Source organism: Vulcanococcus limneticus LL, assembly GCF_002252705.1.
Taxonomy (GTDB): Bacteria; Cyanobacteriota; Cyanobacteriia; order PCC-6307; family Cyanobiaceae; genus Vulcanococcus; species Vulcanococcus limneticus.
This window is the reverse complement of record NZ_NQLA01000002.1, coordinates 51791-73350: the sequence shown is the minus strand read 5'-3', so window position 1 is coordinate 73350 and position 21560 is coordinate 51791. Positions and strand designations below refer to the sequence as shown.

Genomic DNA, 21560 nt, shown 5'->3' with positions numbered 1-21560 from the left:
GAGAAGTGTGAGGGCGTCCTCAGAAATCTAGGGGCCTGCCCTGGGCTGGCGCGAGCGGCGCCGCCGGCTCTGCGGCGCTGAGGGTCTCAAGAAGCAGGGCCGCGGTGGCTGCGCCATCGCTCTCGCCGGCGGCCGTGGTCGGCACGCGCAGGGTCCAGCCCCGCTCGTCCCCCTCCAGGGGCTCCCAGTTCCGCAGCTGCTGCTCCAGCACCGCCAGGTCCGCATCGGAGGGATCGAGCCCCCGCCGCCGCCGCGCCTGGATCCGGGAGCGCGCCAGCTCGGGCGGCGTCTGCAGCTCCAGGATCAGCAGCGGCACCCCCAGCTCGTGCGCCAGCTCCTCCAAGGGCCTGCGGGCCCGGCGCAGGCCGAAGGTGGCGTCCACCACCGTGAGGCAGCCCGCCGTCAGCAGCTGGCGGGCCAGGGCAGGGAGCCACTGGGCGAACAGCTCCTCACTCACGGCCGGGGCGTAGGGGTCCCCCTGGCGTTCGCGCACCGCCGGGATGCCCCACAGGCCGAAGGGTCGCTTCCGCTCCACATCCGAGCGCAGCCGGATCGCCCCCAGCCGCTCCACCAGCTCCTGGCTCAGCCACGATTTGCCCGACCCCGAGGGCCCGTGGGTGAGCACCAGCGCCACCGGGCCGGTGCGGGTGCTCGCCAGGGCCAGCTCCAGGTAGGCCTTGAGGTCGCTCCGCTGGGCCATCCGTTCGCTCGCGTCCAGCCCCGGCTGGTCGCCGCGCAGGGCCGCCACCTTGGCGCGCACGGTGGCCCGGTACACCGTGTACCAGCGCCACAGCTCCAGGCCCTGGCGATCGCCCGTGAGCTCCAGCAGGCGATCCCGCAGGCGGTGGGCCAGATCCGGTCGGCCCCGCTCGGCCAGGTCCATGGCCAGGAAGGCCAGTTCGCTGATCGTGTCGATCCAGCGCAGCTGGGGGCTGAACTCCAGACAGTCGAAGGCGGCGATGCGGCCGCCATCCAGCAGCAGGTTGCCCAGGTGCAGATCGCCGTGGCCCTCGCGGATCCAGCCCTGCCGCAGGCGCTGCGCCAGCAGCGGGGTCAAGCGCTCGAACTCCGCCTCCACCCAGGGCGCCAGCTGTGCCAGGGCCGGCTGGGCCGTGGGCACGGCCGCCAGGGCCCGCAGGTTGGCGTCCACGGGGGCCCGCACCGCCTCGGGCGTGCCGAAGCTGCTGCCCGGTTGGGCCACGGCGGCGCTGGCCTGGAAGCGGGCCAGGTCCTCGGCGAAGGCGTCGAACGCGGCGGCCCCCACGGCTCCCCGGGCCAGGGCGGCGGGCAGCAGGTCGGATTGGGGGAACTGGCGCATACGCACCGCGTGCTCGATCACCGGCCCATCGCCCTGGAAGCTGGCCCGCTCGGCGGGGCCGTGCACGGGCTCCAGGCCCAGGTAGAGCTCCGGCGAGAGGCGCCGGTTCAGGCGCAGCTCCTCGCGGCAGCAGTGCAGCCGCTGCTCGGAGCTGGAGAAGTCGAGGAAGCCGAAGTTCACCGGCTTCTTGAGCTTGTAGGCATAGGGACCGGTGAGGATCACCCAGGAGGCGTGGGTCTCCAGCAGCTCCAGTGCTTCCACGGGATGGCCGTAGGCCTCGGGCCGCAGCAGGGCCGCAATCATCGGGTCCATGGCGGGCGCTCCAGGCGGGAACGGCTGGCACCCCCACTGTGGGGCGGCCGTTAGGAGGCGGCCCGGGCCAGCAGCGCCCGCTGGGAGGGAATCCGCAGCTTGGAGGCCAGGCCCAGCCCCTGCAGCAGCCGGATGAAGCGGTAGGTGGGATCCGGCAGCAGCCGCAGGCTTCCGCCTTCCACGGTGATGCCCTGGCGCACCGAGCCCTGGAAGGCGTGGTGCAGGTTGTGCCAGCCCTCGCCCAGGGTGATCAGGGCCACCCAGCCGTTGTTGCGGCTGGCATCGCCCGTGGCGAAGGGCTGATCCCCCAGCAGGTGGGCCACCGAGTTCACGCTCGCCACCCCGTGGAACAGCAGCGTGGTGCTCAGGCAGAAGGCCCCCAGCCAGGCCAGCCCACCCAGCTGCCAGGAGAGGGCCGCCAGCGCCAGCACCGGCAGGAAGTGCAGGCGGTCGATGGCGCGCAGCACCGGATCGGCCTCCACATCGGCCGGCAGGCTTTCGGGATAGAAGCTGGGCGCCAGCAGCCAGCCGGCCTGGGAGCGCCAGAAGCCGCGCCAGCCCCCCACCGGCGCCAGGGGTGTGTGGGGATCCCGCTCGGTCTCCACGTGGCGGTGGTGCTGCTGGTGGTGTGCCTTCCACCAGCTCGGGCCCATCTGGCCGGCCGAGGCCCCCACCAGTGAGCCAATCCACCACACCAGCCGCGGTGCCTGGTAGCTGCCGTGGGTGATCAGGCGGTGGTAGATGGCCGTGGTGGCCAGCATGCGCACCAGGTAGAGGCCCAGGGCCCAGAGGGCGGCGCCGAGCGGCAGGCCGGTGCGCAGCAGCAGCAGGCAGCCCAGGTGACTGAGGATGATCAGAACGGGCCCGAGGGCGTAGAGACAGCGGCGAAGGACGGGCAGAATCTGCTCCATTTCGAACTATGAAGCTAATCGGGCGCGGCTCGAGCGCCGGCCGGTTAGCCGTCCGATCAGTCTCCTGATTGAAGGCCCGCTCACGGGTTGAGCCGCAGCTGGCCGGCGTAGGCGCCCCGGGCCGTCACGCAGGCGGCGCCGCAATGGCAGCCGAGACTGAGGCTGTCCACCAGGTTCCAGCCGGCGGAGAGCCCGGCGGTCACGCCAGCCGCGAAGGAGTCGCCGGCGCCGTAGGCATCCAGGGCTGGCGCGGTCAGCGCCGGGGCCAGGAAGGGCCCGCCCGGCTCCACCAGCCCGCCGGCGGCGCCCGCGGTGGCGATGCGCAGGGCTGGCGCCACCGTCAGGTCGCCCGGCGCCACCCGCTCCGCAGGATCGAGGTCGCTGCCGATCAGGGCATCCAGCCGCACGCCGGAGTCGCGCAGTAGCGACAGGCGCACCCGCGGTGTGGCCGCCAGCCGCCGCGTCCGCCGGGCCAGGCGCAGGCCCTCGGCATCACTCGCGGTCACGAAGACCCCATCGCAGTCCGCCAGCCGCTGCCAGGGCAGCGGATCAGCCGCCGCCGGCGCCAGCCGCTCGCCGATCACCGTGATCGTGCGCTCCCCGGCCGCGTCCACGAAGCTCACGCCCCGCCGTGTGGGGGCCTCGCGCCAGGCCACATGCAGCTCCAGCCCCAGCGCCTCCAGTTCGGCGGCGGCCCGCTCGCCAAGGGCGTCGCGGCCCAGGGCGGTGAAGAAGGGCACCCGCTGGCCGGTGAGCTTGGCCATCTGGGCCGCCACCACGGCCCCGCCGCCGGCCGCCTGCTCCAGAAACCAGCTGGCCCGCTGGATCTCGCCCGCCGCTGGCAGCGCGGGAACCCCCACGAAGCTCACCACCTCCACGTGTCCCACCACCGCCAGCCGCAGGGGCGGCAGGGCCGGCAGCTCCGCCAGGGACCGGCAGGGCAGCGGCTCGGGATCCCTGCGCTGGCCATCGCTGCGCGCGGGAGTGGCTTGGTCAGGGTTCGGCGGCATCGGCGTGGGTGTGCTCAGGCCTGGTGAATCACCCGCTGGGGGTAGGGCATTTCGATGTCCTGCTCGGCGAAGGCGTGCCACACCGCGGCATGCACGTCACTGCAGATCGAGACGTTGTCCATCGGGTTGGCGATCCAGAAGCGCAGGGCGTACTCCACTGCCGAATCGCCATAGCTCAGCAGCAGCGCCTTCGGGGCCGGTTCGGCCAGCACCCGCGGCGTGGCCAGCGCCGTGGCCTCCAAGAGCGCCATCACCTGCTTGGGGTCGTGGCGGTACGAGGCCCCCACTGTGACCTGGCTGCGCCGCAGCCTGTCGCTACCGGTGTAGGTGGTGGTGGTGGCGGTGAAGAAGGTCTGGTTGGGGATCACCAGCTCGGCGTTGTCGCGGTCGCGCCAGAGCACGGCGGCCCGCAGCCCCAGGCTGCGCACTTCACAGGGATCGCCGTCGATGAACAGCACCTCCCCCGGTCGCACCGAGCCCTCGAACAGCAGCCACAGGCCGCTGATGAAGTTGGAGAACACCTCCTTGATGCCGAAGCCCAGGCCCACCGACAGGCCGCCGGCCACCGCCAGGATCGCCGTGGTGTTGAAGCCGATGTGATCGAGGGCCCAGAGGATGCCCAGGCCGATCACCACGTAGCGGAGCATCAGCTGCAGGGCGCGGCGGCTGCCGTCGCTCAGGCCCACGCCCTGCTGCACCAGCCAGGCCGCCCCCGCCGCCGGTGGCCCCGATCCCATCACCAGCACGTAGACGATCAGCAGGGCACCGCCCAGGTCGCCCAGGTTCACCTCGGCCCCGAACCAGCGCCCCACGGGGATCACCCCCAGGTCGGCGAGGTTGTCGATCTGTTCGATCAGGGCCAGCACCGCCACCAGCAGGAAACCCGGGCGGATCAGACGGCTCTCCAGCAGCCCCAGCGCCCGCGGTTCGATCACCCGCCCCAGCAGCCGGTGCAGCAGCCCCAGGGCCTGCCAGCCGGCCACCAGCTCCGCCAGGAACAGCGCCAGCCCCACCGGCTGGCGCGCCAGGGCCAGGGCGCCGATGCCCAGCCCGATCGCCGCCAGGGGCAGCAGGGCGGCCCAGCGGCTCCTCGGCCGGCGCAGCCGGGTGCCCACCAGCAACGGCAGGAGCACCACCAGCAGCTGCAGCAGCACCGGCCCCCGCTGCAGGTAGCCGAACCAGCCCAGGATCCGTTGCAGCAGCTCGATCATGGCGTCGGCCTCAGCAGGGCGATCAGCGCGTCGCTGGCCTGCTCGGGGGTGACCTCGCCGAACACCAGCCGCACCAGTTCCCGCTGCAGCTGCGGAAAGCGGGGATCACTGGCCGCCAGCTCGCGGGCGATCCGGTTGCTCGACTCCCCCTGGCGCAGGGCCGCCACCAGGGCACCGAGCACCGCCGAGCTGGCCACCGGTGCCGGCACGTAGCGGTTCACGGGCAACAGCTCCTGGGTGGAGACCGTGAGGTTGCGCTGGATCAGGGGGTTGATGCTGAAGCGGGCCAGGGCCTCGGCGAGGCGGCGCTGCCCGGGGCTGGAATCCACCCCGAAGGCCAGCATCCGCAGGCGGTTGATCGGCGTCGCTGGGCCGCCGGGACCGCCGGGCAGGGACGCCACCCCCAGCTGGTCGCCCAGGCTGTGGCGCAGCCGCGACAGGCTGGCGCTGCGGCAGGGGATCCAGTCGAGGCGCTCGGCGACCATGCCCCGGATCAGGGTCTCATCGTCGGGGAAGAAGTTGACCCGTTCCAGCAGGTTGGCCGCCTGCAGCCAGCGCAGCCAGCCGAGGATGGCGCGGCGATCGTCGCTGCGGAGCGGCTGGCCCTCGGCGGCCCGCGCCAGGGACTGGGCGGCGCCGAGGCTGCCGGCGGTCCAGAACAGCTCGCCGGGGGTCAGGGCCAGGCCCACTTCCACGTCCTGGGTGCTGGCCTGCAGCAGTCCGGCCAGATCGCTGGGGCTGGTGCGTAGGCGGCGGCGGTTGAAGCAGGCCAGCTGGGGCTGCAGGAACACCGGCATGGCCACCAGGGACCCATCCGGCCGCTGGGCCCGCCGCAGCACCGCCGGGAACAGCTGGGCCGTCACCGGGCTCGGGAAGCGCATGGGCTGCACCAGGCCAAGGCTCTCCAGGTTGATGGCCGTGCTGCCATTCACCAGCAGCAGATCGGGCCCGAATCCGGCGGCGTGGCGCGCGCCCAGTTCCCGATCCAGCTGGTCCTCCCGGTACACGGCCACCGTGACCGTGACGCCCGGATGGAGCTGGCGGAACGCCTGCACCAGCGCCGTGCTCTGGCGCTTCTGCTCCTGGAGCATCGCGCTGGTCACGCCCTGGGCGGTGTCGACGCCGATCGCCAGAAACAGCGTGCCGCGCAGCTCGCCCTGCGGCGCTGTGGCGCCCGCCGGATCGGCGGCCGGGGACAGGGCGGTGTGCGGTTGGATTTGGTGCCCGGTGGGCTGTCCATGGGGGCCACCAGGAGCCCTGCAGCGCGCCAGCCCCGCGGCCAGCAGGCCCACCAGGACCACGGCGCCGGCCAGGAGCGGCAGCGACGGTGACGGCCGGTCGGGGAACTTCACCGCCGCAGGCTAGGGACGACCAAGGCCGCCAGCCAGCGGGCGACGCCGCGCCGCGCGGGGAGGCCGGTGCCCTGGGTCGCGTCACGATGGGGTCGCCAGGCCTCCGACCCCTGCCATGCCCGTGAGCAGCGATCTCCCCGACCGCCGCCGCCGCCGCCGCCTGGCCGCGCGCCATGCCGAGCGTCACAACAGCCACCGGGTCGGCTGGCTGCGGGCTGCGGTGCTGGGGGCCAACGATGGCACCATCTCCGTGTCCAGCCTGGTGGTGGGCATCGCCGCCTCCGGTGCCAGCCGCGACGCGGTGCTGATCTCGGCTATCGCCGCCACGGTCGCCGGCGCCCTGTCGATGGCCGCGGGAGAATACGTGTCGGTGCAGTCGCAGGCCGACACGGAGGGGGCAGACCTGGCCAAGGAACGGCATGAGCTCGCCACCGATCCGGCGGGGGAGCTGGCGGAGCTGGTGGAGATCTACGAAGCCCGCGGCCTCGACCACGACCTGGCGGTGGCGGTGGCCGAGCAGCTCAGCCAGCACGATGCCCTGGCGGCCCATGCCCGCGATGAACTGGGCCTCACCGAGATCCTGCGGGCCCGGCCGGTGCAGGCGGCCCTGGCCTCGGCAGCGAGCTTTGCGGTGGGGGCCTGTGTGCCCCTGGCCACGCTGCTGGTGGCCAGCCCCCAGCACCTGGCTCGCAGCACCACCGTGAGTGCCCTGCTGGCCCTGGCTCTGTTCGGTGCCCTCTCGGCCCGGGCCGGCGGGGCCTCCGTGCTGCGGGCCTCGCTGCGGCTGCTGATCTGGGGCGCGATCGCCATGGGCATCACGGCGGCGGTGGGCCGGCTGTTCGGGGCGGTGGTCTGAGCAGTGATCTGAGCGGTGGTCTGGGCGGTTCCGACACGACCCACACCGTCAGGGCCGAGAGCACCGCCGCGAAGTAGCACCACACGGAGGTGAAGGCGTGCAGGTAGGCGAGCTGGGCCAGAGTGAAGGCCAGCAGCATCAGCAGGCCGAACAGGCGCAGGCGTCCTGAGGGCACCAGCAGCAGCGGCAGACCCACCAGCAGGGCGTAGAGGCCGCTGCCCAGGGTGTGGTTGATCACCCCACTGCCCAGGAAGGTTGTGGCGTAGTGGATCGAGCCGCCCACCACAACGATCTGGAGTCGATCGGAATCCAACGGCAACGGCAGCCACAGCCCCAGGCCGAAGGCCAGCCCCAGCAGGGCCAGTAGCCGAATCAGGCGGCGGCGCCAGGGCGCCAGCAAGGTGTTGCCGAAGCGCAGGGCCAGCCAGGGCATCCAGGCCGGCCAGAGCGCGCAGGCAAAGAACAGGAACAGCAGGGCCGCGGCCCGGGTGAGGGGTGCGGTGGTCCCGTTGCCGCCGGGGTCGTCCAGCCCCAGCCACACCACGCCCTCGCTGGCCTGCTGCAGGGCGAACAGCCAGGGGGTCAGGGCCAGGGGCAGGCGCCCCTGCTGGCCGCTGCGCTGGGCCTGGCGGACGGCCAGCAGGCCCAGGGGTACAAGGGCCACCGCCGCCGTGAAGCTGGCGGTGCTGGAGAAGCACATGGGTGGTGGCCTTGGGGAGCGCCGGAGGTGCCGACGGGCTCAGCGTCCAGTCTGGTGGCCCCACCGGTGGCGACACGGCCCGCCGTGGCGGCGGATCACTCCTCCTCGTCTTCGGTGCTGCCGGCGGGGATCAGGCGGATCTGTTTGCGGCCCAGCTTGATTTCGAATTCATCGCCGGGCTTGAGATCCAGCAGGGCTGTGTAGGCCTTGCCGATCAGCAGGTTGCCGTTGCCCTGCACCGTGGCCACATAGCTGAGCTTGCGGCCGCCCTTGCCGCGGCTGGCGCCATCGCCCCCGAGGCTGAGGCCCTTGGCTTCGAGCAGAGCCTCATAGAAGGCCGTGAAGTTCAGCCGTTCGCTGCCGTCTTTCTTGGTGGACACGTAGCCGCAGCTGCGCACGAGCTCGCTTTTGCTGGCATCGCCCAAATCCTTCACCTTGGCGAGCAGATCGGAGCCTGTGAGCATGGATCGCAGTGGAATGACTGACTGGCAGAGCCTATCGAATCGCCCCCAATTGCTGAGGACCCGGGGCGCTGCAAGAAGCAATCAACGGCTGCTGTCGGCTGCCCTGATTCCAGGGTTGCTCTGTAGCTCATGCTCGCCCACCTGGGCCGTTGCTGGGGGATAGGGATGGCCGTCACGGCGCCCTCATTGCAGCGCCAGCAGCACAGCCCCCACCGCCATCAACGCCACCCCCAGCCAGTGGCGGGGATCCAGGGATTCGCCCAGCAGCAGCACCCCCAGCACCGCCACGATCACCACGCTGATCTTGTCGATCGGGGCCACCCGGGAGACGGGCCCCAGGGTCAGGGCCCGGAAGTAGCAGAGCCACGACACGCCGGTGGCCAGGCCCGAGAGCAGCAGAAACACCAGGCTGCGCCGCGGCAATTCCGTCAGGGGCTCCCATTCGCCCCGCACCGCCACGATGCCGGCCAGCAGCGCCAGCACCACCACGGTGCGCAGCAGGGTGGCCAGGTTGCTGTTGATGCCCTCCACCCCCAGCTTGGCGAATAGGGCGGTGACGGCCGCGAACAGGGCTGCCAGTACGGCCCAGATCGGCCAGCCGGACCAGAGGTTGGGCATGGGTGGAGGGGCGCAAGGCCAGGGGAGGGGCCTCGCCATCGTGATGGCCCCTGTCGGCCATGGGAGAGGCTGGGGAGATGCCCGCGGCCCCGATGTGATGAGCAAGACCCTCCAGCACCGCCCCCTCGATCGCCTGGCGGACTGCCCCAGGGACCTGGCCCCTGAGCGGGTGGCGGGCCTGGTGGCTCCGCCACCCGCCGCGAACTCCCGCCGCCAGCCGGACGGGGCCGAAGCTGCCAGCCGCGGCTTCGGCAAGGCCGTGGGCAAGGGGCAGGGACGGGGTCGCAAGCGCCGCGGCACGGGCCTGACGGCCGCCGATCGCGGGCCCCTGGGCCGCAGCCCCGACCTGGAGGCGATCCAGGCCCGCCACCGGCTCGGCCTGGCCCTGGCGGGCCGGCTCAGCCCGCTGGCGGTGAACCGGGCCTGGAAGCAGGCGGCGGCCGAGCACCATCCCGACCGCGGCGGCCACCACGGCACCATGCAGGCCATCAATGCCGCCCGTGACCTGCTTCTGGCGGGCGAACGGGGGGCCTGAACGCGGCGTTGCGATCGGCACCCTGGACCCCAGCCCTCGGGGCCGGAGGTCTGATGCTGTCAGGCCTCAGCCCCGCTCCCGCTGCCAGTCATCGGCGGGGGCGGGCTTGTCCGTCTCCGCCAGGGAGGGGAAGGTGCCGCGGGTGAGCGCGAGCACTGCCTGGCGCACCTTGGTGCGGAAGGCTTCGGCTGCGGCACCCTCCAGCACCGGATAGCTGGTGTCATCCGGGGCCGACTCGCGCAGGGGCTTCCAGTTGCTCGTCTGCTTGGCCTTGTGCTGCTCCAGCACGGCGGCGAAGTCGAAGTGGAGCGTGCGGCCCTGGGCGGCGGCCTCTTGGATCCAGGCCTCGCGGCTGGGGCCGAAGGCCTTGGCCTTGAGGGTGTCGGGCAGTCCCAGCACCGGCTCGTAGTAGTCGAGGGCGCGCAGCTCCTCCTCCAGCACGAGGCGCCAGGCGCCGATCTCACCGGCGGCCAGCTCTGTTTCAGGCCCGGCCACCATGGCGTCCAGGAACAGCTGCAGCCAGCGGTAGTACGACTTGTCCTGGGTGCTCTTGCGGGCGGCTGCTTTGCCGCTGAGGCGCTTGGGCAGGGACGATTCAGCCTTGCGCAGGAAGAGGCGGTCCTCCCGCTCCAGGTTGATGGCGCCCCAGCGTTGGCGGTACTCCCAGAGCTCCTCGTAGCGGCGCACGTCCTCGGCGGACCAGCCCAGGCCCTTCAGTTCCTCTGCTCTGCTGGATTCGTCGTTCGCCACAGGGCTGCCGCTTGCGTCGGGGGGCAGCGTACGGGGTGGGGCTCAGATCCGCAGCAGGAAGCCGTCCCGGTCGTGGAAGTCGGCCACGGGGCCCGGATGGCCCAGGGCCCAGTAGGAGAGTGGCCCCTCACCGCTGACACCAGGCGGGGCGTGGTGCTCCAGCACCGCCGTGACGGCCAGCTGCAGCGGTTGACCGGTCGCCACCAGCGGCGCCAGGTGGAACTCCAGCTTCAGCTCCAGGCCATCGCCGCAGCGCTCCACGGCAAAGGGCAGGGCCGTGACGGCTGGCTCCGGCGCCAGCCCCTGGCGGTAGCCGCTGAGCCGATAGACGTTCCAGTCGCCGCTGGGTGAAAGGTTGACCTCCCAGTAGGCCGCGCTGCCGGGCACGGCCAGAAACAGCTCCAGGCAGGTGCGGCTCCAGAGCTCGTCGCGGCGGCGGGGGGCCGGGGCCGCCGGCGGGATCCGGAGGGTGCCGCCAGGATCCGCCAGGCGGTAGCGGAGCCGCAACCGCTCGTCGGTTCTGCTCAGGTCGCCCTCCAGCCGCACCCTGGCCGGGGCGGTGGCGGAATCGAAGGGCACCAGGCGGAAGCTCTCCGTCATGGCGCCACCTCCGTGGCCCGCAGCCGCTCCACGATCGCCCGGATGGCCGGCAGTTGCGCTTCGATGCTGCGGGTCAGCTGGAACTGCACCAGGGCCCGCTCCAGATTGTGGCCCGGATGGCTCACCTTGAAGTAGACGTTGCCCGCCAGGTGGTCGGTGAGGAAGCGCAGGCCCAGCTCAAAGGGAATCAGACGGATCGCCTCGGGGATGTGGGCGAAGTCGTCGGGCGTGAGAAAGGCCCGGGCCTGACCGAGGTAGCCCTCCAGCAGGGCTTCGGCCAGTTCCAGGTCGAACTGCACTTCAGGCCAGTCGCGGGTCTCCTCGCCGAGGCGGTTGCAGGCCGAGCGCAGGCAGTCGCCGATGTCGTAATGCACCAGGCCGGGCTTGACCGTGTCGAGATCCACCAGGGCGATGGCCTGACCGCAACCCGTCTGGCTGCCACGGCCTTCCCCGTCGCCAATCACGGACCCGCTGGCCATCAGCAGGTTGTTGATCTTGGGGTCGCCGTGGATCGGCCGCAGCTGCAGCCGCCCGGCGGTGCGGGCCTGCTCCAGCACCGAGGCCAGGTCCTGGCGCTGCTGCACGAAGGCAAGGCAGTGCTCCGTCTCGGCGCTGGGCGACACCGTGCTCTCCGCCAGCACACGCCGGTACTCGGCCAGATAGCCCGGGGTGATGTGAAAGCCCTCCAGGGTGTCGGCCAGCTCGGAGGCGGGCAGGTCGCTGATCAGACTGTGGAAGCGGCCCAGGCCGTAGCCGATCTCGCGGGCATGCTCCAGATCCGTGATCGTTTCATGGCTGCGGCTGTCCTCGATGAAGCTGAGGGTGCGCCAGAACGCCTCGCCCCGCACAAGCCAAGGCGTGCTGCCGCCTCGGGCCGGCACCACCTGGGGCACCCGCCAGGGGAGCCGTCCGGGCTGGGGGGGCTCCTCGGCCAGGCGCCGCTCCACGTGTCGGACCACCGCGCTGATGTTGCCCATCACCAGCTTGGGCCGGCGGAACACCCGCGTGTTCAGCCGTTGCAGCACGAAGCGCGGCTGGTCTTCGCCCCGCAGGCTCACCAGATAGGTGTCGTTGACGTTCCCCCGCCCCAGCGGTTCCACCGCGGCCACCGGGGCCGGCAGCGCGAATCCCTCGGCGATGGTCACCAGATCGCTGACCGCGCCCATGGGGGCCTCCTGAGCGGTGGGGGCAGCGGACTCGCTCACGGGGCTGCGGCGGGGGCCTGCATGTTGGCAGCGGTTCAGGCGCTCGGCGGATTGGGCCGGGTGAAGCGGTTGTACAGCCACCAGCCGAAGCTGCCCCAGGCCAGGGTCCAGGCGCCGAAGGTGGCGGCCGTGCCCAGCTGGCCCGTTTCCAGGCTGTAGACGCCCGCCTGGATCAGAGCTGCATCGATCAGGGAGCCACCGATGCCCCAGCCCAGCACCCAGCTGGCCATGAAGCCGATGGCGGCGAAGTTTCCGGTCATGGCAGTGATGGTGGCGTCAGCTCGGCCCAAGGGCCTCGGCGGTGGCTCCAGGATGGCGCGCGGCGGAGGACACTGGACGCCCGTCCTCCATCGCCCCCTGCCCATGGCCGCCAAGGCCCGCCGCAAGAAGGTCCGGTTACGGCCAGCCGCCGGGCCCGGTCCCGCCCCTCGGGCAACTCCCGGCAGCACTGCCGATCCGGGCTCGGGTCTGCGGGTGCGGCTTCAGATCCTGGCGGCGGTGTTCCTGCCCGGGGCCCTGGTGCTGGCGTGGCTCAACAGCCGGGGCTTCTTCCAGGGCCCCTGAGGCCAGGGCGGCTCCTGCCGCTCAGTCCCAGTGGAGATCCACCAGCGGCTGACCAAGGGTGCGCACCTCCTCGGCCAGGGCGTCCACGATCGCTTCGCTGGCGTCGGGGTGGGCGCGGATGCCGGCCACCAACTGGCGGATGTCGTCGCCGTGGAGGCCACCCGCCAAGGCCTTCTGATGCAGCTTCTGGCGGAACTTCTCGAAGACCACCTGCTCCTCCGGAGTCAGGGGCCTGGCACTGGGGCGGTTGATCTCCATCGGTTCGTTCTGGCTCCTTCTCTGGACGTTAGGCAGGGTTCCCGGCCATGCCGAACCTCCGCTGCGCCAGCGCGTGCGCCCGTGGGCTCGTCCCGCTGGCGCGGGATGCTGGTGCCCGTGCCGTCAGCACCGCTCCCGCCCGTGCCCCAGACCCCCTCGGAGCCGATCGTGGTCGCCCGCGGCCTCTGCAAGACCTTCCGGGTGGCTGAAAAGCAGCCGGGCCTGGGCGGCACCCTGCGCCATTTCCTGCGCCGCCGCCACCGCGATGTGCCCGCGGTGACCGATGTGAGCTTCACGATCCAGCCCGGCGAGATCGTGGGCTTCCTCGGGCCCAATGGCGCCGGCAAGACCACCACCCTGAAGATGCTCACCGGCCTGATCCACCCCACGGCCGGATCGGCCACGGTGGCGGGCCACACGCCCCACCGGCGCCAGCGCGGTTTCCTCGAGGCGATCACCCTGGTGATGGGACAGAAGCAGCAGCTGATCTGGGATTTGCCGCCCCTCGACTCGCTGCGGGTCAATGCCGCCGTCTACGGCCTGGACGACACCGAGGCCCGGCGCCGGATCGACGAGCTGGCCGAGATGCTGGAACTGGGGGAGGAGCTGACCCGGCCGGTGCGCAAGCTGTCGCTGGGCCAGCGGATGAAGGCCGAGCTGATGGCGGCCCTGCTGCACCGGCCGGCGGTGCTGTTTCTCGATGAACCCAGCCTTGGTCTGGATGTGAACGCCCAGGCCCGGGTGCGCCAGTTCCTGGTCGACTACAACCGTCGCACCGGCGCCACCGTGCTGCTCACCAGCCACTACATGGCCGACATCACGGCCCTCTGCCCGCGGGTGCTGCTGATCCACGGGGGCCGGCTCTTCTACGACGGGCGGCTGGCCGGCCTGAGCGAGCGGCTGGCCCCCTGGCGCCAGGTGCGGCTGGAGCTGGCCCAGCCCCTGCCGGCTGAGACGTTCCACTCCTACGGCGAGCTGGAGAGCCTGGACGGCGCCGAGGTGCGGTTGCTGATTCCGCGGCAACGGCTCACTGAGGTCGTGGCCCGCCTGCTCAACGAGCTGCCCGTGCTGGATCTCGAGGTGAGCGATCCGCCGATCGAGGAGCTGATCGGCCGGCTGTTCCGCCAGGGGGTGGTGGCGTGAGCACCCGGCTCTCGCTGGCCCGCGGCCTGCGCATTGCCCGGGTGCTGCTCTCGACGCAATACGCCTACATGCTCGAGTACCGGGCCGAGATCGCCCTCTGGGCCCTGTCGGGGGTGCTGCCCTTCATCATGCTGGGCGTGTGGAGCGCGGCCCTGGCGGCGGGCGGTGACGACGCCGGCCTGGGGCTGGGCCTGAGTCAGGCCGAGCTGGCCCGCTACTTCCTGGGGGCCTTCATCGCCCGTCAGTTCACCGTGGTGTGGGTGGTGTGGGCCTTTGAGGAAGACAGCCTGGCGGGCCGTCTCTCCCCCTACCTGCTGCAGCCGCTCCAGCCCCTGTGGCGCTATGTGGCCGCCCACCTGGCTGAGCAGGCCACGCGGCTGCCGTTCGTGGCGGTGATTGCGGCCCTGTTCTTCCTGTTGCAGCCGGCCGCCTTTGCCCTGCCGTCGCCGGGACGGTTTCTGCTGGCGGTGCTGGCGATCTGGCTGGCATTTGCGATCCACTTCCTGCTGCAGAGCCTGATCGCGATCCTCTGCTTCTGGAGCGAGCGGGCCCAGGCCCTTGAACGGCTGCTGTTCATCCCCTACCTGTTTCTCTCGGGCCTGGTGGCCCCCCTGGCCGCGTTCCCGCCGGGCGTGCGGCAGGTGGCCTTCTTCACGCCGTTCCCCCACATGATCGGCTTCCCGGCCCAGCTGCTGGCGGGCCTCGAGGTGTCGATCGCCTCCAGCTTCGCGGCCATGGCGGGCTGGATCGCGCTGCTGCTGCCGCTCACGGCTCTGGCCTGGCGCGCCGGCGTGCGTCGCTACACGGCGATGGGGGCCTGATGGCGAGCGACTGGCGCCGTTATACCCGCACGCTGCGCCGGTTCTGGGGCACGGCCCTGGCCGGCCAGCTGGAGTATCAGCTCAACCTGCTGATCGAGCTGCTGGCCATGGCCGGCAACCTGGCCGGCAGCCTGTTCGTGCTGTCGCTGTTCTACGGGAACGGCAGTGGTGGCTCCGGCCCTGGCCTGGGGGGCTGGAGCTGGCCGGAGGCCCAGGTGGTGCTTGGGGTCTACACCCTGCTGGATGGGGTCTCCAGCACCCTGTTGCGCCCCAACCTCAGCCGCATCGTGACCCACGTGCAGGAGGGCACCCTGGATTTCGTGCTGCTCAAGCCCATCGACAGCCAGTTCTGGCTCTCGGCTCGCACCGTGTCCCCGGCGGGGTTGCCGGAGATCGCCGTGGGACTGGCGCTGATGCTGGGAGCCGGGCTGAAGGTCGGGGCGCGCCTCGATGCGGCGACCCTGGCGCTGGTGGCCGTGCTGCTGCTCTCAAGCACGGTGATCCTGTACGCCCTGTGGTTTCTGCTGGCCACCACCAGCATCTGGTTCGTCAAGACCTGGAACGCCACCGAGGTGCTGCGGGCAGCCCTGGCGGCGGGGCGCTACCCGATCACGGCCTATCCGGCGGGGCTGCGAACCCTGTTCACCCTGGTGCTGCCGGTGGCGTTCCTCACCACGGTGCCGGCCGAGGCGGTGCTGGGCCGCGTCAGCGGCCCCTGGGCCCTGGCCAGCCTGGGTGTGGCCGCAGGATTTCTGCTGCTCAGCCGGGCCTTCTGGCGCTTTGCCCTGCGCTTCTACACCTCGGCGTCCAGCTGAGCGGCCACGGGCCGCTCAGCCTCGCACCGCTCAACCTGTAACGGTGGGCAGGGCCAGCAGCACGATCAGCCAGATGCCACCGATCACCGGCACCAGGCCGATGAAGATCCAGGGCCATTCCTTGCCGGCATCGCGCAGGCGCCGCACGGTCACGGGCAGGTGCGGCACGATCTGGGCCACCGTGTAGAGCGTGACCAGGGGCTGGATCGCCTCCACCTTGCCCCCGATCAAGGCCAGCACCACGATCACGATGATGTTCACCAGCACGAACAGCCAGTAGTCGGGGCGGCTGCTGCGGCCGGTGTAGTCGAAGGAGCGCTTCCAGGCCTCGATGTAGGCGTTCATGGTGCAATCCCCGTGGGGGCAAAGGCGACACAGCACTGTTGCCAGCACAGCTGGGCTTGTCATCCCAGCTGGAGTGCTTTGTTATCGGCCGCCGCTGGCCGGGGTCGGGTGCGGCGATCGGGCGAGGTCAGCGGGACTGGCCTGGGGCAGCAGGCTGCGTGCAAACCAGCCCTCCGCTGCGATCGGCTGCAGCAGCCGCCGCAGCACCGCCAGCAGGGCCAGCGGCTCGAACGGGGCCTGGCGCTGGGGCCACAGTCCGCTCTGCCGGTAGAGCTGGTGCTCCAGCCGATCCCGCTGCTCGGCACTGAGCTCGCCCCAGTGGGCTCCGAGGCGTCGGCCCCGGCGGGCCTCCAGGCGCAGGGGCAGGGGTGTGGCATGGCCCGGCAGCGCAATGGAGATCCCCTCGGCCGATCGAGGCTGCCCTTGGGCTGCTGCCGCCGCTGCCAGCTCCAGCTCCACCCCCTCCGCGCTGATCGCCCCCACCCGCACCGCCAGCTCACGATCTCCCCCATCTCCCTGCAGCGCGCCGGGCCGATCCACGGCAAACCAGGGCGTGCCGTCGCCGCCGCCCCGGTCCCAGCAGGTGCGGATTGCCAGCAGCAGCAGCACGGCGTTGAAGCCGGCCCACACCAGCCCCAGGGCCAGGGTGGCCGTAGAGATCGGTGCCAGCGCCAGGCCGCCCCGGGGCAGCAGGTTCAGGACACTCACCAGCTGCAGGCTGAGCAGGGCCAGCAGGGGCAGGAGCAGGCGCCGTTCGGCTCCGAGCCGGCGGCCGGCGGTCGGGGCCTTGGGGGTGACGCGGAAGCGCTGGGGCTTGCCCAGCAGCGTGCCCACCACCGCGGCGGCCAGGGGCACCAGGAACACCCAGCGGTAGAGCTCCGGCAGCAGGGCCGTGCGGGCCTGGCCGCTGAACCAGCGGGCCAGCAGAAGTTGCACTCCATAGAAGGGCAGGGCATAGAGCAGCAGCCCGTCGCCACTCACCCGCAGCGGGGCCACCCCCAGCACGCCGATGCTCAGGGGCATCAGCAGCAACAGCAGCTGGGGCAGCACGTTGCACCAGTGCAGGATCCCCTCCAGGAAGGCCAGCCGCTGCAGTGGTTTCAGGCCGGGAATCGTGAACGGACTGGCGCCGGTGCGCAGGGTCTGCAGGGTGCCGCTCGCCCAGCGGCAGCGTTGCCGCGCCATCGCCGCCAGGGTGAAGGGGGCCAGGCCGGCGCTGAGCTTCTCGCCCACGAACAGGTTGCGGTAGCCGGCGGCAGCCAGGCGGATGCCGGTGGCCAGGTCTTCCGAGGGGGTGCCGGTCTCAAATCCCCCCACCTGCAGCAGGGCCGAGCGACGCATCACGAACGAGGTGCCGGCGCACACCACGGCATTCAGCCCCTGGCGTACCGGCTCCACCCAGCGGTAGAAGGTCTCCTCGTCAGGCATGAGCCAGCGCTCGAGCCGCAGGTTGCGGATCACCGGATCGGCGTTCATGTAGCTCTGGGGCGTCTGCACGAAGCCCACGGCCGGATCGACGAACAGGCCGGCGGTGCGGGCCAGAAAGGAGGTCTGGGGCACCACGTCGGCGTCAAACACCGCCAGCAGGTCCCCATCGAGATGGGGCAGGGCGTGGTTGAGGTTGCCGGCCTTGGCGTGCTCGCGTTGCTCGCGGGCCAGGTAGCGGCAGCCCAGTGCGGTGCACAGCCGCTCCAGTTCCGGCCGGCTGCTGTCATCCAGTAGCCACACGGTGACCTTGGGGTAGTCGATCGCCCGGCAACCACGCAGGCAGCGGCCGATCAGCTCGAGCGGCTCGCCGTAGCTGGGCACCAGCACATCCACCGCCGGCAGCGCGCCAGGATCCAGGCGTCGGCGTTGCTCCAGCTCGGCGGCGGCTCGCTCGGCCAGGGCGGCGATGCCGGGATCGGGCGCCAGGGTGAACCAGAGCTGCAGAAAGGCCGTGATCAGTAGCGCCAGCTCCGCCAGCAGCATCACCAGGCTCAGGCCCGCCGCCAGTGAGCTGTCGAGGTTCAGGGTGCTGCCCAGGCGCCAGGCCAGGTAGCGGCCCCCCAGCAGGGTGAGCAGCAGCACCGCCCAGGGCAACCGCATCGGCGTTGGAAGGCGGTGGACGCCCTGGCTGGCAAGGCCACGACGCTAGGCAGCCAGCCAGCCCCATTGCTTGCCTGGTTGCTTTGTCAGGTCGCTTGGGCCAGGTCGTGATGGGCAGGTCGCGTTGGGCGGGTCACACCCGGCTGGTTGCAGCCGTCGCCGGCTCCGGTACGTGGACTTCCTGACAGGCGGCTCCGATCAGTGACGGATCGCACGACCGTCGCTGGATTTCGTCGCGAATGTTCACGCACTTGCCATTGCTGTGATGTCCCGTTCCGTCTCCCGCCCCCGGCGGGTCGAGATCCTGCCCTTGGAGCGCTCCAGGTCGGGCCATGCCCTGTTTTCGGCGCCCCGCCCCAGCGACGAGACCCTGATCGCCGAAATCTCGCCGGACCAGTCCTGTGAGCTGTTCTGCCACCGCCGCCAGACCGACCAGTTGATGGTGCTGCGCGGCGCCATCGACCTGGTGGTGCTGGAGGACCGCCACCTGCGCCGCATCCGCCTGCGGGAGGACGAGGCCTCGTGGGTGTGCATTCCCCCGGGCGTGCCCCATGGCGCCATCAACCGCGGCCGCACGCCGGCGGTGGTGGTCAATGCGGTGCTGCGCCACGGCCCCAGCGACCCGCGCGACTACCTGCCGCGCCGGGTGCCCGGCGCCCTGCTGCCGGCCTGGCGGGCCCTCGCCGCCTGAGCGGCTGCAGCCGCTTCCGCCCTGCCTGAAGACGCGCAGCTGCTCCCGTCCCCCCTTCTCTCCGTACCATCCCCGCTCCATTCCGTTCCCCCCGAGCCGCCGCGTCGCCCCTCGCCCTGGGCCGCCGTGAGCTGGAGATCTTCGGTGTGCACGCCCACATCCAGGACGTGTGCCGCCGCCTGGCCCGCGCCGGCTACCTGGCCATCGCCCCCAGCCTGTTCGAGCGCCAGGGGGATGTGAGCGCCCTAGCCAGCATTGAGGCGATCCTGCCGGTGGTGGCCCAGGTGCCCGACGCCCAGGTGCTCAAGGATCTCGATGCCACGCTGGTCTGGGCCGGCCGCCAGGGGGGCGGTGACACCCAACGGCTCGGCATCACGGGCTTCTGCTGGGGCGGTCGGATCACCTGGCTCTACGCGGCCCACAACGCTGGGTCTCTATGGCGGCCAGGACGTCGGCATTCCGCTGGAGTCGGTGAGGCGGATGCAGCAGGCCCTCAAGGACGCCGGCAGCCGCAGCGAGATCGTGGTGTTCCCCGAGGCGCCCCATGGCTTCCACGCCGACTACCGGCCCACCTTCCGAGCCCGGGAGGCCGCCGAGGGTTGGCAGCGGCTGCTGGCCTGGTTCCGCGCTAACGGGGTGGCCTGATCCCCGCCAAGGCGGCCACCGTCCGGGGGGACCACCAGGTCCTCCGGGCCGGGATGCTCGATACGGAAGGCCCGGTCTTCGGCGGCGCGGCGGCTGGTGTGGCGGAACGGGGCCAGGCCGATGCCGAAGTTGGCCTCGAACAGGCGATCGGTGCGGGCCAGCGCTGGCAGGCCGCACTGGCGCACCTGGGTCGCCAGGGAGTCGGTGGGGTGCTCCCGCACGCGCTGGAACAGCTGGGCCAGCCGGAAGCTCTCCAGGGCCTGAAAGGGCGTGCGGCGTCGGCACTCATCGAAGCTGCTTGCCAGGCAGCTCTCGGAGATGCCGAGGTGCCGGGCCACGTCGGTGGGGGCGATCGGCTCGCCGTAGTGGGCTTCGAAGTAGCGGGTAGCCCCCGCCACGATCTCCTGGCTGCGGCGCCGGCTGGGTTCTGCCCCGCAGCCGGCGCCGTCCCCGGTGGGGCTGTCCCCGGCCGGGCCCCGGGGCGCCTCGTTTGGACCGCGCTGGCCGGCCCCCGAGCCGAGGGAGCGGCCATGGCCGCCGCTGCTGCGCTCGCCGCTGGAGCGCGTCCCGCTGGAGCGGGAGCTGTTGGCCGGCGTGCCACCGGCGCGCGAGCCGCTCGGCCGGGAACCGCTGGAGCGGTTGCTGGTGGGGCCTGGTGCCATGGCGCTTCTCCCGTGGCCCGCCGGGGTTGGCAGGGCCATCCACAGCCTGAATAGCCAAGCCCGGTGGCCCGTGAATCCCAATGTCATGGAGCCAAACCAGTCGTTGCATTCCCCCATGAAGCGGGGCCCGCTGCTGACCTGCGCCGTTACCTGGGCCTCAGGGCTTGCGCTGGGTGCCACCTGGCGGCAGCAGCACCACCGTTGCCACCACGATCAGCACCATGCGCACGGTGCCCCAGGCGATCGCAGGGCCCATTCCAAATCCACGCTGTCTCCCGCACTGGGGGGAACTGCCGCGGGGCACCAGGCACCCTCCGCCCCCCCCAGCTCGCCAGGCCGCGCTAGCCGGTACGGCCCCGGAACCCAAGCCCAAGGCCCAACGGCATCGACGGACACATCCCGCCGTCTTAACAAGGTGTTACGCTCACTTCAAGTTTCGTAACCCACCTCCTCCATGGCTGACTCCACCTCCTCCCGCTTCGGTTTCGTGGCCTTCGCCGAAACCTGGAACGGTCGCCTGGCCATGCTCGGCTTCGTGATCGGCCTGGGCACCGAGCTGCTGACCGGCCAGGGCATCCTCACCCAGATCGGCCTCGGCTGAATCCGGCCCTGGGCCTGAGCGGCCCACCCCCCAAGCCGCCTGCAGGAGCCTCCGCTCCGCAGGCGGCTTTTGTCTTGGCGGGTTCTGCGCACCCGGCCGGTACGGTTCCCACTGGGCGGCCTTCTTTGGCCTTCCTACGCTGATCCTCAGCGCAGGCCCGCCGCCCCCATGCTTCGCTTTCTCGCCAACGTCATCTGGTTCGTCTGCGGCGGTCTGCTGATGGGCCTGGGCTGGTGGCTGGCCGGGCTGGTGGCCGCCATCACGATCGTGGGACTGCCCTGGGCCCGGGCCTGTTTCGTGATCGGCAACTTCTCCTTCTGGCCCTTTGGACAGGAGGCGGTGAGCCGCCGCGAGCTCAGGGGCCGTGGCGATCTCGGCACCGGCCCCCTGGGCCTGGTGGGCAACGTGATCTGGTTCGTGCTGGCCGGCTGGTGGCTGGCGATAGGCCACCTCAGCTCGGCCCTGGCCTGCTTCGTGACGATCATCGGCATCCCCTTCGGCATCCAGCACCTCAAGCTGGCCCTGATTGCCCTGGCGCCGGTGGGCATGGCGGTGGTGCCACTGGAGAGCAGCCGGTAGGCGGCGCCAGCGACGACGGGGTTCCGCTGCCGTCAGCTGGCGCAGATCTCAGCCGCCGCTGGCAAAGAAGGGCGCCCCCACCTCGCGGCAGAGCGCATAGAGGTGGGCGTTGGCGCGGGTGCTGGGTTCGATCCCCAGCTTGACCAGGCCCTGCTGATAGCTGAGGCGGCCCTCCTGCAGGGCCAGGCACTGGCTGCGCTGGTAGCCGGGCCGATCGATCCACTGCTGCAGCTTGTCGCCCAGGCCGGCGCGGGCCGGCTGGGGCCCCAGCAGCGCGGCCAGCCCCACCACTGACAACAGTGGCAGTGACAGTGGCAGCGGCAGAACAGCCAGGCGCTTCAGATCAGCCATGGGCGAGGGCGCAGCAGGGGCGAGGAGGGAGTTGGGTATCGATCCGGCGCCGCAACGCCGTCGCCGATCCTAGGGAGCCCAGCTGCGGCATTACACCAAGTCAGGGTCCCTTGTGGTCGAGTTGACAAGGTCCCGTCGCAGCGGTTCAGATAGCT

26 protein-coding genes and 1 pseudogene are annotated in these 21560 nt (G+C 71.5%); 10 read left to right on the top strand and 17 right to left on the bottom strand.

What is annotated here, in order from left to right; all coding sequences use genetic code 11:
- Window positions 1-19: 19 nt before the first annotated feature.
- From CJZ98_RS01520 to CJZ98_RS01500, 5 genes are all read right to left on the bottom strand, one after another.
- Entirely contained in the window at window positions 20-1630 is a 1611-nt protein-coding gene (locus CJZ98_RS01520) for a bifunctional aminoglycoside phosphotransferase/ATP-binding protein (RefSeq protein ID WP_094587762.1), read from the bottom strand.
- Window positions 1631-1680: 50 nt separating this feature from the next.
- Window positions 1681-2541 (bottom strand): acyl-CoA desaturase, encoded by an 861-nt coding sequence (locus tag CJZ98_RS01515; RefSeq protein ID WP_094587761.1) that lies wholly within the window; start codon window positions 2539-2541, stop codon window positions 1681-1683.
- Window positions 2542-2621: 80 nt separating this feature from the next.
- The gene (locus tag CJZ98_RS01510) at window positions 2622-3551 is read right to left on the bottom strand and encodes a PfkB family carbohydrate kinase (protein WP_094587760.1); all 930 of its coding nucleotides are present in this window, start codon (window positions 3549-3551) and stop codon (window positions 2622-2624) included.
- 14 nt (window positions 3552-3565) lie between these two features.
- Window positions 3566-4762: a mechanosensitive ion channel family protein gene (locus CJZ98_RS01505; RefSeq protein WP_094587759.1), complete on the bottom strand. Its 1197-nt coding sequence runs from the start codon at window positions 4760-4762 to the stop codon at window positions 3566-3568.
- Window positions 4759-6114 carry a type 2 periplasmic-binding domain-containing protein gene (locus tag CJZ98_RS01500; protein ID WP_094587758.1) on the bottom strand — a complete coding sequence of 452 codons (1356 nt, stop codon included), beginning with the start codon at window positions 6112-6114 and terminating at the stop codon, window positions 4759-4761. The genes CJZ98_RS01505 and CJZ98_RS01500 overlap by 4 nt, the downstream gene beginning before the upstream one ends.
- Window positions 6115-6229: 115 nt before the next feature.
- On the opposite strand from CJZ98_RS01500, the gene CJZ98_RS01495 reads away from it, so the two are divergent.
- Window positions 6230-6970 (top strand): VIT1/CCC1 transporter family protein, encoded by a 741-nt coding sequence (locus CJZ98_RS01495; RefSeq protein ID WP_094587757.1) that lies wholly within the window; start codon window positions 6230-6232, stop codon window positions 6968-6970.
- Here the strand turns inward: CJZ98_RS01495 and CJZ98_RS01490 are convergent.
- The 3 genes from CJZ98_RS01490 to CJZ98_RS01480 all read right to left on the bottom strand — a co-directional run bounded on the left by CJZ98_RS01490 (window position 6930) and on the right by CJZ98_RS01480 (window position 8752).
- Window positions 6930-7670, bottom strand: a complete 741-nt coding sequence (locus CJZ98_RS01490; RefSeq protein ID WP_094587756.1) for a DUF6629 family protein — start codon at window positions 7668-7670, stop codon at window positions 6930-6932. The two genes, CJZ98_RS01495 and CJZ98_RS01490, sit on opposite strands and share 41 nt — an antisense overlap.
- A gap of 95 nt (window positions 7671-7765) precedes the next feature.
- Entirely contained in the window at window positions 7766-8134 is a 369-nt protein-coding gene (locus tag CJZ98_RS01485) for an AbrB family transcriptional regulator (protein ID WP_094587755.1), read from the bottom strand.
- A 183-nt stretch (window positions 8135-8317) separates the two neighbouring features.
- On the bottom strand, window positions 8318-8752 hold the full coding sequence (locus tag CJZ98_RS01480) for an EamA family transporter (RefSeq protein WP_094587754.1): 435 nt from the start codon (window positions 8750-8752) through the stop codon (window positions 8318-8320).
- Window positions 8753-8849: 97 nt separating this feature from the next.
- Between CJZ98_RS01480 and CJZ98_RS01475 the strand changes: the two genes are divergently transcribed.
- A complete protein-coding gene (locus CJZ98_RS01475; protein ID WP_094587753.1) occupies window positions 8850-9287 on the top strand; it encodes a hypothetical protein in 438 nt (145 codons plus the stop codon).
- Window positions 9288-9353: 66 nt separating this feature from the next.
- On the opposite strand, the gene CJZ98_RS01470 is transcribed toward CJZ98_RS01475, so the two are convergent.
- The 4 genes from CJZ98_RS01470 to CJZ98_RS01455 are packed head-to-tail and all read right to left on the bottom strand — an operon-like array spanning window position 9354 to window position 12102.
- Window positions 9354-10037 (bottom strand): hypothetical protein, encoded by a 684-nt coding sequence (locus CJZ98_RS01470; protein WP_094587752.1) that lies wholly within the window; start codon window positions 10035-10037, stop codon window positions 9354-9356.
- A 42-nt stretch (window positions 10038-10079) separates the two neighbouring features.
- Window positions 10080-10637, bottom strand: coding sequence for a DOMON-like domain-containing protein (locus CJZ98_RS01465; protein WP_094587751.1), 558 nt, complete (start codon window positions 10635-10637; stop codon window positions 10080-10082).
- Entirely contained in the window at window positions 10634-11842 is a 1209-nt protein-coding gene (locus CJZ98_RS01460) for a phosphotransferase enzyme family protein (protein WP_315855780.1), read from the bottom strand. Before CJZ98_RS01460 ends, CJZ98_RS01465 begins: the two co-directional genes overlap by 4 nt.
- Before the next feature lie 35 nt (window positions 11843-11877).
- Window positions 11878-12102, bottom strand: coding sequence for a hypothetical protein (locus CJZ98_RS01455; protein WP_094587749.1), 225 nt, complete (start codon window positions 12100-12102; stop codon window positions 11878-11880).
- Between the two features lie 103 nt (window positions 12103-12205).
- Between CJZ98_RS01455 and CJZ98_RS01450 the strand changes: the two genes are divergently transcribed.
- Entirely contained in the window at window positions 12206-12406 is a 201-nt protein-coding gene (locus CJZ98_RS01450; protein ID WP_094587748.1) for a hypothetical protein, read from the top strand.
- Between the two features lie 21 nt (window positions 12407-12427).
- Here the strand turns inward: CJZ98_RS01450 and CJZ98_RS01445 are convergent, their stop codons facing one another.
- A complete protein-coding gene (locus CJZ98_RS01445; protein WP_094587747.1) occupies window positions 12428-12664 on the bottom strand; it encodes a hypothetical protein in 237 nt (78 codons plus the stop codon).
- A 141-nt stretch (window positions 12665-12805) separates the two neighbouring features.
- On the opposite strand from CJZ98_RS01445, the gene CJZ98_RS01440 reads away from it, so the two are divergent.
- From CJZ98_RS01440 to CJZ98_RS01430, 3 genes are all read left to right on the top strand, one after another.
- On the top strand, window positions 12806-13807 hold the full coding sequence (locus CJZ98_RS01440; RefSeq protein WP_390625467.1) for an ABC transporter ATP-binding protein: 1002 nt from the start codon (window positions 12806-12808) through the stop codon (window positions 13805-13807).
- Between the two features lie 68 nt (window positions 13808-13875).
- Window positions 13876-14628, top strand: coding sequence for an ABC transporter permease (locus CJZ98_RS01435; RefSeq protein WP_094587880.1), 753 nt, complete (start codon window positions 13876-13878; stop codon window positions 14626-14628).
- Complete coding sequence (locus tag CJZ98_RS01430; RefSeq protein WP_094587746.1) at window positions 14628-15443, top strand: ABC transporter permease; 816 nt, start codon at window positions 14628-14630, stop codon at window positions 15441-15443. Before CJZ98_RS01435 ends, CJZ98_RS01430 begins: the two co-directional genes overlap by 1 nt.
- Window positions 15444-15473: 30 nt before the next feature.
- Here CJZ98_RS01430 and CJZ98_RS01425 read toward each other — a convergent pair whose 3' ends face one another.
- Window positions 15474-15788: a DUF805 domain-containing protein gene (locus CJZ98_RS01425; RefSeq protein WP_094587745.1), complete on the bottom strand. Its 315-nt coding sequence runs from the start codon at window positions 15786-15788 to the stop codon at window positions 15474-15476.
- 81 nt (window positions 15789-15869) lie between these two features.
- A complete protein-coding gene (locus tag CJZ98_RS01420; RefSeq protein WP_094587744.1) occupies window positions 15870-17876 on the bottom strand; it encodes a glycosyltransferase family 2 protein in 2007 nt (668 codons plus the stop codon).
- A 265-nt stretch (window positions 17877-18141) separates the two neighbouring features.
- Here CJZ98_RS01420 and CJZ98_RS01415 point away from each other — a divergent pair, with 265 nt between their 5' ends.
- Together CJZ98_RS01415 and CJZ98_RS01410 are read left to right on the top strand one after the other, a co-directional pair.
- On the top strand, window positions 18142-18567 hold the full coding sequence (locus CJZ98_RS01415) for a cupin domain-containing protein (protein ID WP_094587743.1): 426 nt from the start codon (window positions 18142-18144) through the stop codon (window positions 18565-18567).
- A gap of 146 nt (window positions 18568-18713) precedes the next feature.
- A pseudogene (locus CJZ98_RS01410) lies at window positions 18714-19212 on the top strand (dienelactone hydrolase family protein).
- On the opposite strand, the gene CJZ98_RS01405 reads toward CJZ98_RS01410, so the two are convergent.
- Window positions 19128-19874 (bottom strand): AraC family transcriptional regulator, encoded by a 747-nt coding sequence (locus tag CJZ98_RS01405; RefSeq protein ID WP_094587742.1) that lies wholly within the window; start codon window positions 19872-19874, stop codon window positions 19128-19130. The pseudogene CJZ98_RS01410 and the gene CJZ98_RS01405 sit on opposite strands and share 85 nt — an antisense overlap.
- 454 nt (window positions 19875-20328) lie before the next feature.
- On the opposite strand from CJZ98_RS01405, the gene CJZ98_RS01400 reads away from it, so the two are divergent.
- Together CJZ98_RS01400 and CJZ98_RS01395 are read left to right on the top strand one after the other, a co-directional pair.
- A complete protein-coding gene (locus tag CJZ98_RS01400; RefSeq protein ID WP_094587741.1) occupies window positions 20329-20475 on the top strand; it encodes a chlorophyll a/b-binding protein in 147 nt (48 codons plus the stop codon).
- A 168-nt stretch (window positions 20476-20643) separates the two neighbouring features.
- Window positions 20644-21054: a YccF domain-containing protein gene (locus CJZ98_RS01395; RefSeq protein WP_094587740.1), complete on the top strand. Its 411-nt coding sequence runs from the start codon at window positions 20644-20646 to the stop codon at window positions 21052-21054.
- Window positions 21055-21102: 48 nt separating this feature from the next.
- Here the strand turns inward: CJZ98_RS01395 and CJZ98_RS01390 are convergent, their stop codons facing one another.
- Window positions 21103-21405 carry a hypothetical protein gene (locus CJZ98_RS01390; RefSeq protein WP_094587739.1) on the bottom strand — a complete coding sequence of 101 codons (303 nt, stop codon included), beginning with the start codon at window positions 21403-21405 and terminating at the stop codon, window positions 21103-21105.
- Between the last annotated feature and the right edge of the window lie 155 nt (window positions 21406-21560).